Here is a 12478-nt window from a genome sequence, read left to right on the forward strand (position 1 = left end):
GAGGCTTGCCAAGCGACATGACAAGGCCACCTTGCCGGCCTATATCATCGGTCTCGTCCTGCGGCGCGGCCGCACGTCATTTTCAAGCGAAGGCCGCGGTGATGCTGGGTCGCGTGTTCACATGGTTCGAGGGTCGGATCGACCCGTTTCCGGAGATGGCGCCTGGCCAGCCGCCGGACCGCCTGTGGCCTTTCGTCTGGCATTTCTCGCGGCCGATCTGGGCGTGGCTCGCGCTGATCGCGTTCACCTCGGCGCTGGTTGCCGTGTTCGAGGTGTGGCTCTTCGCCTTCCTCGGAAACGTCGTGGACTGGCTGGCGGCGGCCGACCGAGACACTTTCCTGCAGACCGAAACGTGGCGCCTTGTCTGGATGGGGGCAGTGATCCTCCTCATCCTGCCGGCGCTGACATTCTTCGACTCGCTCATCCTGCACCAGTCGGTGATCGGGAACTTCCCGATGATCATCCGCTGGCTCGGCCATCGCTACCTGCTGCGCCAGTCGATGTCCTTCTTCCAGGACGAGTTCGCCGGCCGGGTGGCGACCAAGCTCCTGCAGGCCTCGCTCGGCGTGCGCGACACGCTGATGAAGGCCGTCAACGTCTTCGTCTACGTGATCGTCTACGTGCTGGGCACGCTGGCGCTGATTGCCAGCTTCAATGTCGCGCTGATGGTGCCGTTCGTCCTCTGGCTGGTCGGATACGGGCTGACACTGCGCCATTTCCTGCCGCTGATGCGCGACATTTCCGAAGCGCAGGCCGATGCCCGTTCCGCGATGACGGGACGGATCGTCGACAGCTACACCAACATCATGACGGTCAAGCTGTTTTCCCACGCCCGCGCCGAGGAAGCCTATGCACGCCAGTCGATGCGCGATTTCCTGGTGACCGTGCATCCGCAGATGCGCCTCGTCACCAAGCTGGAAGTGATGCTGGTGCTGCTCAACAACGGGTTGCTGTTTGCCGTCGGCGCGGTCGGGATCGGGCTGTGGCTCGGATCGGGTGTCACGGCCGGCGCGGTGGCCATCGCGCTTGGCCTCGTGCTGCGCCTCAACGGCATGAGCCACTGGATCATGTGGGAACTGTCGGGCCTGTTCGAGAATATCGGGATGGCGATCGACGGCATGCAGACGCTGGCGCGGCCGCATGCCGTCACCGACCGGCCCGGCGCCGGAGCGCTTGCCGTGCGCGACGGCCGCGTGCGCTTCGAGGATGTCACCTTCCACTACGGCAAGGGTGGCGGCGTGATCGAAGGGCTGAACCTCGAGGTTCGGCCCGGCGAAAAGATCGGCGTGGTTGGCCGATCCGGGGCAGGCAAGTCGACGCTGGTCAACCTGCTGTTGCGCTTCCATGACGTGGAAGGCGGTCAAATCCGGATCGACGGCCAGGACATTGCCGGCGTGACGCAGGAAAGCCTGCGCGCCGCCATCGGGATGGTGACGCAGGATACCTCTCTCCTGCACCGCTCGGTGCGCGACAACATCCTCTACGGCCGGCCCGACGCGAGCGAAAAGGCCATGGAGGAGGCGGCGCGGCGGGCCGAGGCGCACGACTTCATCCGCGACCTGGCCGACGCTGGCGGCCGGACCGGCTACGACGCGCATGTGGGCGAGCGCGGGGTGAAACTGTCCGGCGGCCAGCGCCAGCGCATCGCCATCGCCCGCGTGATGCTGAAGGACGCGCCGATCCTGATCCTCGACGAGGCGACGTCGGCCTTGGACTCGGAGGCCGAGGCGGCGATCCAGGACAATCTCTACCGCCTGATGGAAGGCAAGACAGTGATCGCCATCGCGCACCGGCTGTCGACCATCGCGGCCATGGACCGTCTCGTGGTCATGGACCAGGGCGCGATCGTGGAAACGGGGACACATGACGAGCTGGTCAATGCCGGCGGTCTCTACGCCCAGCTCTGGGCCCGCCAGTCGGGCGGATTCCTGATCGAGGACGAGGCGGAAGCGGCGGAATGAGCGAGGCGCGTGAAAAGCCGGACGGCGGCTTCTGGCATTCCGCTGAAAACCGGATCGACGCCTTCGCGGACACCGACCGGGCAGTGCTGCCGAAGCAGGCGCTGGCCTTCATCGGGCATTTCGCCCGCCAGGCGAAGGGGCCTTTCGTGCTGCTGCTGATCGTCGGCGGGATCATGGGCGGCGTGGATGCCGGCCTCTACTGGTCGGTCGGCTGGCTGATCGACCTGATGGAGAAGGGCGATCCCGCAACCTTTCTCGCCACGCACTGGCCGGCGCTCGCCGCGCTCCTGGCGCTGGTGCTGGTAGGACGCGCGGCAGCGATGATCGCCAGCTCGGTGCTGGAACAGCAGGTCATCGTGCCGCAGTTTTACGCCATGGTGCGCTGGCAGGCGTTCCGGCGGGTGATCGAACAGCCGTTCGCCTTCTACCAGAACGATTTCGCCGGGCGGATCGCCACCAAGATCATGCAGGGCGGCGACGCTGTCGGCGATTTCCTGATCGGTATCCTGCAGACGATGTGGATGTTCCTCACCTTCGTGGTGCTGACCTTCTCCATCCTGTTCACGCTCGACCCCTGGATGGCCGGCGTGATCGCGGCGTGGCTGTGCGTCTACGGGCTGGTTGCCCACCGGCTGCTGCCACCGCTCAGGCGCCATGCCAAGCAGGCGGCCGATGCGCGCTCGGTGTTCAACGGCCGGATGGTCGATGCCTTCACCAACATCCTGGCCGTCAAGCTGTTCGACAGCGGGCGGCGGGAACACGCCTTCGTGCGCGACGGGCTGGAGATGCAGCTCGACGCGACGCGCCAGCTGACGCGGTCGATCACGCGGCTGCGGATGGCCGTGGCATTGGTCAACGGCGTGATGATCTCGGCCATCGGTGCCATTGCCGTTTCCGCCTGGATGGCCGGCACGGCGACGACGGGGGCCATCGCCACGGCCATGGGCCTCGTTTTCCGGCTCAACCAGATGTCGGGCTGGGTGATGTTCAACATCAACGGGCTGATCCGCAATTTCGCCACCGTGCAGGACACGACGAGCGTCGTCTCCGTCGATCCGGCGATCACCGACCGGCCGCAGGCCCGGACCATGGTGCGGGCGAAGGGCCATATCCGCTTCGAGGACGTCACCTTCCACTATGGCAAGGGGAAAGGCGTCATCGACGGGCTGACGCTCGATATCCGGCCCGGCGAAAAGGTGGCGCTGGTCGGTCCGTCGGGCGCCGGCAAGACGACCGTCGTGCACCTGCTGCTGCGGCTCTTCGACGTGGAGGGCGGGCGTATCACGCTGGATGGCACCGATATTCGCGACCTGACGCAGGCATCGTTGCGCGCCCAGTTCGGCGTGGTGGCGCAGGAGCCGATGCTGATGCATCGCTCGATCCGCGACAACATCGCCTATGGCCGGCCCGGTGCCACGCAGGACGAGATCGAGGCGGCGGCACGGCGTGCGGCGGCGCACGAGTTCATCCAGAGTGTCGGCGACCTGAAGGGGCGCAAGGGCTACGACGCGCACGTGGGCGAGCGCGGCGTGAAGCTGTCAGGCGGGCAGCGCCAGCGCATCGCCATCGCCCGCATGATGCTGAAGGACGCGCCGGTGCTGATCCTCGACGAGGCGACCTCGGCGCTGGATTCGGAGATCGAGGCGGCGATCCAGGACAAGCTGGCCGACATGATGGAAGGGCGCACCGTGATCGCCATCGCGCACCGCCTGTCCACCATCGCGGCCATGGACCGGCTGATCGTGGTGGACAAGGGTGCCATCGTCGAAACGGGAACCCATGACGAGCTGGTGGACGCCGGCGGTCTCTATTCCCGCCTCTGGGCGCGCCAGTCCGGCGGGTTCCTGTCCGACGGGATCCAACGCAACGCCGCGGCCGAGTGAAAACAGGGAACGAGGGGCATGACATTCCGACCGATGGATGCCGCGACGGCGCGTGGCCATTTCGTCTATTCCATGCTGCAGCAGGTCTGCGCCGACAAGGGCTACACGCTGCATGGCGATCCCCGCTACGGCTATTCCGGCTACATCGATTTCGGCGGTGGCCGTCGCGGGTTCTTCATGGGCACCGCCTTCGACATCAACGGGCAGGGCGCCAGCCAGCTTGCCCGCGACAAGGCCTACGCCGGGCAGTTGCTGGCCGACAGCGGCATCCGGACGCCGGAAAGCGTGCTGCTGTTCAGCCCGCGCTACCGGGCGGAACTGGCGCTGAAATGCAAGGCGCTGGCGGCCGGCCTCGGCTTCGCTGAGCCGGCGCTGGCCTTCGCCCGGCATCACGGCTTTCCGCTGTTCCTCAAGCCGAACGAGGGAACCGCCGGCAAGGGGGTGATGAAGGTCACGTCCGTCGAGCGGCTGTTCGAGGGCATACGCGACCTTTTCGAGAGCGCGGACAAGGCGCTTCTGCAGGTGGCGGCCAGCGGCCGCGACTATCGCCTGGTGGTGCTCGACGGCCAGGTGCTGGCCGCTTACGAGCGTTCGCCGTTCACGGTGACCGGCGACGGGATTTCCAGCGTCGCGGCCCTGGTTTCGGAAGCGCTCGAGGGGTTTCGCAAGGGCGACCGGCCGGCGGGCCTGTCGGCGGACGATCCGCGTATCGTGGCCGAACTGGCGGGGCAGGGACTGGAGCCCGCGTCGGTGCCGGCGGCCGGGCAGCGTGTCGTGCTGATGCCGAACGCGAATCTTTCCACCGGCGGATATTCGGCGGACAGGTCGGAGGCCGTCCATCCCGACTTCGCCGCCATCGCGGCGCGGGCCGCGGCGTCCTGCGGGCTGGTTTTTGCCGGTGTCGACATCATGACGGAAGACATCTCGCAACCGGCGGGCGACTACCGCGTTCTCGAAGTCAACTCCGCTCCCGGCCTGCGCAATTTCGCGGCGCTGTCGGCCGGGACGCGGAAAAGAGCCGTCGCCATCTATGCCGCCGTTGTGGAAAAGATGGCCGAAACGGCCTAGGTTCGCACCATGGCCCTGCGTCCCCCCTCGAAGCTGAACCCGATGAAGGACGATCCGCTGGCCGCTGCCTTTCAATACGAGGCGGCCGCGGACATGGCGGCGTCGCTCGGCATCGCCGGGCGCAAGGTGGAAGCGGCGCTGGCGGCGCTCAAACGGCTGGAAGCCGGCGATCCCGAGCGGCCCGAGCGGTTGAAAGATGCCGCCAGGGCGGTGCACGCCTATTTCATCCAGCGCGAACTGATCGGGCTCAGGCGGCACGACATTCTCATCCGCGAAATGGGGATCCCCAAAGAGGTCCTGGTACGGCTCGGAGCATCCTGAAGCGGCAACTGATGCAGTTGTTTCAAAAATGCCGCGACAAATGGCCGTTCTACCTTTCTCCAGTCTGGACAAGGGCTGGCATCCTCAATAGAAGCAAACGCCAAATGCAGGGGGATTCCGTCTGGCCGCTCCGTCATGCCCGGTTCGGGGATTGCGAGCTGACGCGGGGGGCAGCCGGCATTGATCAGGCACAAGGAGCCAGACCTATGAGCGCAAACGAAGTTTCCGAGCACAATCGCCGGGATTTTCTCTATATCGCCACCGGCATGGCCGGCGTCGTCGGTACTGCAGCGGCCGTGTGGCCCTTCATCGACCAGATGCGCCCGGACGCCTCGACGCTGGCGCTGGCGTCGATCGAAGTGGATGTTTCCAGCCTCGAGCCGGGCATGTCGCTGACCGCCAAGTGGCGCGGCAAGCCGATCTTCATCCGTAACCGCACGGAAAAGGAAGTCGAGGAAGCCAAGGCGACGCCGCTGGACGAGCTGAAGGATCCGATCGCGCGCAATGCCAACCTGGCCGGTGACGCGGAAGCCACCGACGTGGCGCGTTCGGCCGGAGAGGGCAAGGAAAACTGGATCGTCATGATCGGTTCGTGCACCCACCTGGGTTGCGTGCCGCTCGGCGAGCAGGGTGAATACGGCGGCTGGTTCTGCCCGTGCCATGGCTCCGTCTACGACACCGCGGGGCGCATCCGCAAAGGCCCCGCTCCGGAAAACCTGCATATCCCGCAATATGCATTCGTTTCCGACACAACGATCCGCATCGGGTAAGGGACAGGGACAGTACAAATGAGCGGACATTCCAGCTACACGCCGAAAACCGGCATCGAGAAGTGGATCGATGCACGCATGCCGCTGCCGCGGCTTGCCTATGATTCCTTTGTCGCCTTTCCGGTTCCGCGCAACCTGAATTACGCCTACACGTTTGGCGGCATCCTCGCGATCATGCTGGTCATCCAGATCCTGACCGGCGTCGTGCTGGCCATGCACTACGCGGCGAACACCGGCCTGGCGTTCGAATCCGTCGAGAAGATCATGCGCGACGTCAACTCCGGCTGGCTGCTGCGCTACATGCACGCCAACGGCGCGTCGTTCTTCTTCGTCGCCGTGTACATCCACATCTATCGCGGTCTCTACTACGGCTCCTACAAGGCGCCGCGCGAGCTGCTGTGGATCCTCGGCGTGCTGATCTTCTTCCTGATGATGGCGACGGCCTTCATGGGCTACGTTCTGCCCTGGGGCCAGATGTCCTTCTGGGGCGCGACGGTCATCACCGGCTTCTTCACCGCCTTCCCGGTGATCGGCGAATCGATCCAGCAGTTCCTGCTCGGCGGCTTCGCGGTGGACAACCCGACGCTCAACCGCTTCTTCTCGCTGCACTACCTGCTGCCCTTCATGCTGGTCGGCGTGGTCATCCTGCACGTCTGGGCGCTGCACGTGACCGGGCAGACCAACCCGACGGGCATCGAGGTGAAGCACAAGACCGACACGGTGGCGTTCACGCCGTACGCGACGATCAAGGACGCCTTTGCCATGGTCGTCTTCCTGGCCGTCTTCGCCTATTTCGTGTTCTACATGCCGAACTTCCTCGGCCACCCGGACAACTACATCGTTGCCGACCCGCTGAAGACGCCGGCGCATATCGTGCCCGAATGGTACTTCCTGCCGTTCTACGCCATCCTGCGCGGCATCACGTTCAACATCGGACCGATCGACTCCAAGCTCGGCGGCGTCATCGCCATGTTCGGCTCGATCGCCGTGCTGTTCGTCCTGCCCTGGCTGGACACGTCGAAGGTGCGCTCGGCCGCTTACCGGCCCTGGTACAAGCTGTTCTTCTGGCTCTTCGTGATCGACACCATCTTCCTCGGCTGGCTCGGTTCGCGTCCGGCTGAAGGCACCTACGTGACGATGGCCCAGATCGCGACGCTCTACTATTTTTGCTTCTTCCTGATCATCATGCCGGTTCTGGGCCTGATCGAGACGCCGAAGCGGCTGCCGAATTCCATCACCGAGGCAGTCCTGGAGAAGAACAAGGGCGGGGCACACGCGCAGCCGGCCGGTGCCGCTGCGGCGCCGGAAACCAAGGGCTGAGACGCAAGGCTTGAAAAGGACTGAATGATGAAAACGATCCTCAAGGGTTTCGCGGCTCTCGGACTGGGCATGGCCCTCGTCACCGGCGCCCTCGGCGCGGAAGAGGGCGGCCATTCGGCTGCCGAACCAACGCATTTCCCGATCAAGAAGCCGGCATACCAGGAATGGAGCTTTGCCGGTCCGTTCGGGCACTACGACAAGGCCCAGCTCCAGCGCGGGCTGAAGATCTACAAGGAAGTCTGCTCGGCGTGTCACTCGATGAAGCGCGTGGCCTTCCGTGACCTGGAAGAGCTTGGCTATTCCGAAGACCAGGTGAAGGCCTTTGCCGCCGAGTACGAGGTCGAGGACGGCCCGAACGGGGACGGCGAGATGTTCACCCGCGCGGCCAAGCCGTCGGACTACTTTCCGTCGCCGTTCCCGAATGTCGAGGCTGCAGCCGCGGCGAACAACGGCGCCGCCCCGCCGGACTTCTCGCTGCTTGCCAAGGCGCGGGCGGTGGAGCGCGGCTTCCCGAACTTCATCTTCGATGTCTTCACCATGTACCAGGAGCAGGGACCCGACTACATCCATGCCCTGCTGACCGGCTACAACGAGCAGCCGCCGGAAGGCATGGAGATCCCCGAGGGCACCCACTACAACCCGTATTTCATCGCGGGCAAGTCGCTGGCCATGGCGCAGCCGATCGACGACGGCGTCGTCTCCTTCGACGACGGGTCGCCGGAAACGCTGGAACAGTATTCCCACGACGTGGCGGCCTTCATGATGTGGGCAGCGGAGCCCAAGCTGGAAGACCGCAAGAAGACAGGCTTCCGGGTCATGATGTTCATGCTGGTCTTTGCGGGTCTCCTGTACCTGACCAAGCGCAAGGTGTGGTCGAACGTCGATCACTGAGCCTTGCGGCCGGTGCACTGCAATTCGGAAAGGGCGCTCCACGGGCGCCCTTTTCTTTTGGGAACGGACAGGCCACAAAGAGCGTGCCGGACGCGTACCGGCCTGCCGACATTGCAAGACAAGGGGCTTCCATGAACCGTTCGCTCGCCGATACGCTTCGCGACTCCATCCGCGCCATCCACGACTATCCCAAGCCGGGCATCGTCTTCCGCGACATCACGACCCTGCTGGGCGACGCGCGGGCGTTCCGCCGCTCCGTGGACGAACTCGTGCATCCCTGGGCCGGGTCGAAGATCGACCATATCGCGGGGATCGAGGCTCGCGGCTTCATTCTGGGCGGCGCCATGGCGCACCAGTTGTCCTCCGGCTTCGTCCCGATCCGGAAGAAGGGCAAGCTCCCGCACGAAACGGTTTCCATCGCCTACAGCCTCGAATACGGGGTCGACGAGATGGAGATGCACAAGGACGCTGTGCGCCCCGGCGACAAGGTGATCCTGGTCGATGACCTGATCGCCACGGGCGGCACCGCCGAAGGCGCGGTGAAGCTGCTGCAGACGCTGGGTGCAGACGTCGTGGCTGCCTGTTTCGTCATCGATCTGCCGGATCTCGGGGGGCGCCGGAAACTGGAAGCGCTTGGCGTCTCCGTGCGCACGCTCGTCGAGTTCGAGGGCGACTGATGCCGCGTGACGGCCTGTCCGTAAGCGAGACGGGTCCAGCCGACCGTGCCGCGGTCCTGGAACTCTATCCGCAAGCCTTCCCGGACGAGGACCAGACGCCGCTCGTGTCTGCCCTGCTGGACTTGCCTGCGGGCGTCCTGTCGCTCGCCGCGTGGCAAGGTGGCGTGCTGGCGGGGCATTGTCTGTTCACCGAGGGCACGGCCGGTGCGGCCAGGATGCCTGTCGCGCTTCTCGGCCCGCTCTGCGTGGCGCCCGACCACCAGCGTCAGGGTGTCGGCACCGTCCTCGTGACAGAGGGTTTCGCTCGGCTTGGTGCCCGGGGCATCCGGCGGGTTCTCGTGCTGGGTGACCCGGCCTATTACGGCCGCATCGGGTTCCGGCCGGAACCGGATATCCGGCCGCCATACGACCTGCCGGCAGAATGGCAGGGCGCGTGGCAGTCGAAAGGACTGGCAGGGGACGTCGAGGGCGAGGGGGCAGAGGCCGTTTCCCTGCCTGCACCATGGATGCAGCCGGCGCTCTGGCTTCCCTGATCGCGCGCCGCCTTACCCTGTTGCAAGCTTCCGAGTGGAAAGGGTGCGGATTTCCATGCGATTCAGGACCGCGATATAGGCCAAACCGCCGAGCAAGCCGCCGGTCATGCAGGGAACCAGCATGTCGGGCGCGGCGAGCAGGTTGCTTCCCTCTTCCAGGCTCAAAGCCGCGGCGGCGGTCAGCGCGCCCGTGACCGCGAAATAGGCCGGGTGCCTCCACCCGCGGACTTCCGCCAACGCGATGGCTGCGAATGCTGGCAGCAGCGAGTATATGCCGGTCATCATCAGGGCCAGCAGGTTTCCTGCCGGGAATGCGTCGAGAAAGCCGGACTTGCCATGGGTATGGCTGCTTGCCGCCTGGATGAAGAGCAGCGCGCTTTGCGACGAGACGACGACGGCCACGGCATAGGCCGCCAGGCAACGGGTGATGACGGTGAAAACGATAATCACGGGCAGGGCTCCTTCTGATCCGCCTTGGTGCGGTGACAGGAGCCTTGTACGGGGGACAATTGCAGCCGGCGTGCAGATGCCGGTGACGTCTTGACGATCTTTTCAGGCGGTTGCGTCGCCGTTGCGCACCATCTGGGCGCTGTCGAATTCCATCACCTTCCTGGTGCGGCTGTCATAGGCTTCACAGTGCTTGGAGGCGAGGAACCAGCCGGGCCGCTTGTCCAGGGGGCGAAGCTTCAGGAAGGACCGGGTGAAGGAAATCGTGTCGCCGGCATAGACCGGCGCGGTCCAGCGCACGTTCTTCAGGCCGAGGGCGGGACCGAATTCGACCGGTGTCTCGCCGGCAGCGCGAAGACGCTCGGCCATGACCTTGTCGGCGGCGACATTGCGGCTCATCCAGATGGCGGCCGTGTGCCACCCGGAGGCACAGAGGCGGCCGAAATGGGTCTTGGCGGCTTCCTCCTCGCTGAGGTGAAAGCGCTGCGGATCGTAACGGGATGCAAACTCGACGATCTCGGCCGGCGTGAAAGTGTGCTGGCCCAGTTGATGGACCGTACCGACCGCCAGCTTCTCCTCAAGCGTCATCATTCGGCAGCCTCCGGATCGCGGAGCGCCATGATGCCGGCATTCTCCATCTCGCACACCAGATCGCCATTCTGGTTGTAGAACTCGCTTTTCACCTGAACGAAGCCCAGCCCGGGCCGGGAGCCGGATTTCCGCTTGGAGAGGACGCGCGATATGCCGCTCAGGGTGTCGCCGGCAAAGACGGGACGCTTCCAGTTCAGGTAATCGACGCCGGGGGCGCCCTGTGACGTGGACCGGAGAATGAAACCGTCGCACATGAGACGCATGGCGATGGCGACCGTATGCCAGCCGGAGGCCGAAAGACCGCCCAGCAGGCTTCCCGCGGCGGCTTCCTCGTCCAGGTGCATGGGCTGGGGGTCGTAGCGTCCGGCAAAATCCTTGATCTCTTCGGCGGACACAGCGTAGCTGCCCAATGCGATTTCCATATCCGGCTGGAAATCCTCGTAGGCGAGAATCGAGTCGGTCATCAAAACGTTCCAAGTTATGTTGGCCGCAAACAATAGCCATGCCATACCTTGGCGCAAGCCCTTGAATGACAACAAGGACCAGATGGATGGACGTTGCCACGGACGGTCTCGATGCCGCAACCAAGGCCAGCCTCGAGCGGCTCGCCGTCTCGCGCGCCGATGCCGGCACGGTGCTGTTCCGGCCCGGGGACGACGCGGCCGGTTTCGTCCTGGTCCACGAGGGGCGGATCGGGGTCTACCTGACCGGCCGTTCGGGACGCGACATCCTGCTCTATTCGGTGGAGCGGGGCCAGACCTGCATCCAGACCACGCTCGGCCTGCTTGGCGGTGAAGCCTATACCGGCGAGGGGATCGCGGAGACGCCGATTGCCTTCAGCGTGCTGCCGCGCGGGGATTTCATGGCGCTGATGGAGAACTCCGCGCCTTTCCGTGCCTTCGTGTTCCGATCCTTCGCGGGGCGGCTGAACGACGTGACGCGGCTACTCGAACAAGTCGCCTTCGTGCGCGTGGAGCAGCGGCTGGCGCGTGTCCTCATCGAGCGGGCCGGCGAAGACGGGACGGTGCACCTGACCCACCAGGCGCTGGCCTCGGCCATCGGTTCGGCGCGGGAAGTGGTGTCCCGGCGGCTGGAAGCCCTGCGGTCGCGCGGGCTGGTCGAACTCGACCGTGGCCTGATCCGTGTGGCCGACCGCCCGGGGTTGCGGCATCTTGCCGAAGGCGAGTAACGGCTGGAGCATTTCCGGTCTTCGAGGAAATGCTTAAAAATCCCATCCGGATTGATCGCTTGGTGATCTTGTCACTGAAACAGCGGCCTGAAGCTGTCATGCTTTCTTATGGATCCGCCCGGGATGGCCGCGTGGCCGCAGGGCGGTGGCAACCAGAGCAAGGAGAGCCTGTGATGTTCAAGACCAACGTGGGCAGCGCGGATCGCGCTATTCGAGCAATCGTCGGAATCGTGCTGCTGGCGCTGTATTTCATGGGCACGGCAACGGGCGTGTGGGCCTGGGTGGCGCTCATCGTGGGCGTTGTCATGCTGGCCACGGCCGTGCTAGGCTGGTGCCCGCCATATTCCATTCTCGGCATCAACACCTGCGGGGTGAAGAAGGCCTGATCGCCTTTTGACGCGGACCGGCCGGCCGGTTGCGACTGGCCGATGCCGGCGGCGTCAGCGGCGCCCAACGGATGCCCGTGCCGTCAGGCCGCGGCTTTCTTGCGGCGCGTTGCAGTGGTGCGCTTTGCTGCCGCACCGGCCCTGGTCTTTTTCGCGGCCTTCGGCTCTGCCTTCATGGCTGCAGCCATCCCGCGCAGTGCGCCGGCAGCTTCGTGCCAATGGTCCTCGGCGCGCCCATCGGGGCAGCCTTCTTCCAACCACCGGAAGTAGGCGCGTTCGCGGATTTTATCTTCCTCGGTCACGGGCATTTGTTTCTCCTGTTGTGACTATGCGGGGGAACGCAGAACAGGCCGGACAGCGGATCCGGTTACGCAAGGTCAGACTGATCCATCGATAAGAATCTGATTTGCCGGCATTTCGCAACTGCGAAATGGCGTGGCG

The 12478-nt window shown here is 65.1% G+C and carries 15 protein-coding genes; 11 read left to right on the forward strand and 4 right to left on the reverse strand.

Annotated features, from left to right (window positions below):
* Positions 1-101: 101 nt before the first annotated feature.
* The 9 genes from CSC94_RS09985 to CSC94_RS10025 all read left to right on the forward strand — a co-directional run bounded on the left by CSC94_RS09985 (position 102) and on the right by CSC94_RS10025 (position 9424).
* Positions 102-1961, forward strand: coding sequence for an ABC transporter ATP-binding protein (locus tag CSC94_RS09985; protein ID WP_099306183.1), 1860 nt, complete (start codon positions 102-104; stop codon positions 1959-1961).
* Positions 1958-3844, forward strand: coding sequence for an ABC transporter ATP-binding protein (locus CSC94_RS09990; RefSeq protein WP_099306184.1), 1887 nt, complete (start codon positions 1958-1960; stop codon positions 3842-3844). Before CSC94_RS09985 ends, CSC94_RS09990 begins: the two co-directional genes overlap by 4 nt.
* Positions 3845-3862: 18 nt before the next feature.
* Entirely contained in the window at positions 3863-4912 is a 1050-nt protein-coding gene (locus tag CSC94_RS09995; protein WP_133122862.1) for an ATP-dependent carboxylate-amine ligase, read from the forward strand.
* A 9-nt stretch (positions 4913-4921) separates the two neighbouring features.
* Positions 4922-5233, forward strand: a complete 312-nt coding sequence (locus CSC94_RS10000) for a DUF6665 family protein (RefSeq protein ID WP_099306186.1) — start codon at positions 4922-4924, stop codon at positions 5231-5233.
* Positions 5234-5439: 206 nt separating this feature from the next.
* Positions 5440-6003, forward strand: coding sequence for a ubiquinol-cytochrome c reductase iron-sulfur subunit (gene petA, locus CSC94_RS10005; protein WP_099306187.1), 564 nt, complete (start codon positions 5440-5442; stop codon positions 6001-6003).
* 18 nt (positions 6004-6021) lie between these two features.
* A complete protein-coding gene (locus tag CSC94_RS10010) occupies positions 6022-7323 on the forward strand; it encodes a cytochrome b (protein ID WP_099306188.1) in 1302 nt (433 codons plus the stop codon).
* 27 nt (positions 7324-7350) lie between these two features.
* Positions 7351-8214, forward strand: coding sequence for a cytochrome c1 (locus CSC94_RS10015; protein ID WP_099306257.1), 864 nt, complete (start codon positions 7351-7353; stop codon positions 8212-8214).
* 131 nt (positions 8215-8345) lie between these two features.
* A complete protein-coding gene (locus tag CSC94_RS10020) occupies positions 8346-8891 on the forward strand; it encodes an adenine phosphoribosyltransferase (protein WP_099306189.1) in 546 nt (181 codons plus the stop codon).
* On the forward strand, positions 8891-9424 hold the full coding sequence (locus CSC94_RS10025) for a GNAT family N-acetyltransferase (protein ID WP_099306190.1): 534 nt from the start codon (positions 8891-8893) through the stop codon (positions 9422-9424). The genes CSC94_RS10020 and CSC94_RS10025 overlap by 1 nt, the downstream gene beginning before the upstream one ends.
* A gap of 12 nt (positions 9425-9436) precedes the next feature.
* On the opposite strand, the gene CSC94_RS10030 is transcribed toward CSC94_RS10025, so the two are convergent.
* The 3 genes from CSC94_RS10030 to CSC94_RS10040 all read right to left on the reverse strand — a co-directional run bounded on the left by CSC94_RS10030 (position 9437) and on the right by CSC94_RS10040 (position 10926).
* Positions 9437-9874 (reverse strand): hypothetical protein, encoded by a 438-nt coding sequence (locus CSC94_RS10030; protein ID WP_099306191.1) that lies wholly within the window; start codon positions 9872-9874, stop codon positions 9437-9439.
* A gap of 102 nt (positions 9875-9976) precedes the next feature.
* Positions 9977-10462, reverse strand: a complete 486-nt coding sequence (locus CSC94_RS10035; protein ID WP_342585951.1) for a MaoC/PaaZ C-terminal domain-containing protein — start codon at positions 10460-10462, stop codon at positions 9977-9979.
* Positions 10459-10926, reverse strand: a complete 468-nt coding sequence (locus tag CSC94_RS10040; RefSeq protein WP_099306192.1) for a MaoC family dehydratase — start codon at positions 10924-10926, stop codon at positions 10459-10461. Before CSC94_RS10040 ends, CSC94_RS10035 begins: the two co-directional genes overlap by 4 nt.
* 86 nt (positions 10927-11012) lie before the next feature.
* Here CSC94_RS10040 and CSC94_RS10045 point away from each other — a divergent pair, with 86 nt between their 5' ends.
* Together CSC94_RS10045 and CSC94_RS10050 are read left to right on the forward strand one after the other, a co-directional pair.
* On the forward strand, positions 11013-11651 hold the full coding sequence (locus CSC94_RS10045) for a Crp/Fnr family transcriptional regulator (RefSeq protein ID WP_099306193.1): 639 nt from the start codon (positions 11013-11015) through the stop codon (positions 11649-11651).
* 173 nt (positions 11652-11824) lie between these two features.
* A complete protein-coding gene (locus CSC94_RS10050; RefSeq protein WP_205853270.1) occupies positions 11825-12037 on the forward strand; it encodes a YgaP family membrane protein in 213 nt (70 codons plus the stop codon).
* Positions 12038-12120: 83 nt separating this feature from the next.
* Here CSC94_RS10050 and CSC94_RS10055 read toward each other — a convergent pair whose 3' ends face one another.
* Positions 12121-12345 (reverse strand): DUF2934 domain-containing protein, encoded by a 225-nt coding sequence (locus CSC94_RS10055; protein ID WP_205853271.1) that lies wholly within the window; start codon positions 12343-12345, stop codon positions 12121-12123.
* Positions 12346-12478 lie beyond the last annotated feature (133 nt).

Source organism: Zhengella mangrovi, assembly GCF_002727065.1.
GTDB lineage: Bacteria > Pseudomonadota > Alphaproteobacteria > Rhizobiales > Rhizobiaceae > Zhengella > Zhengella mangrovi.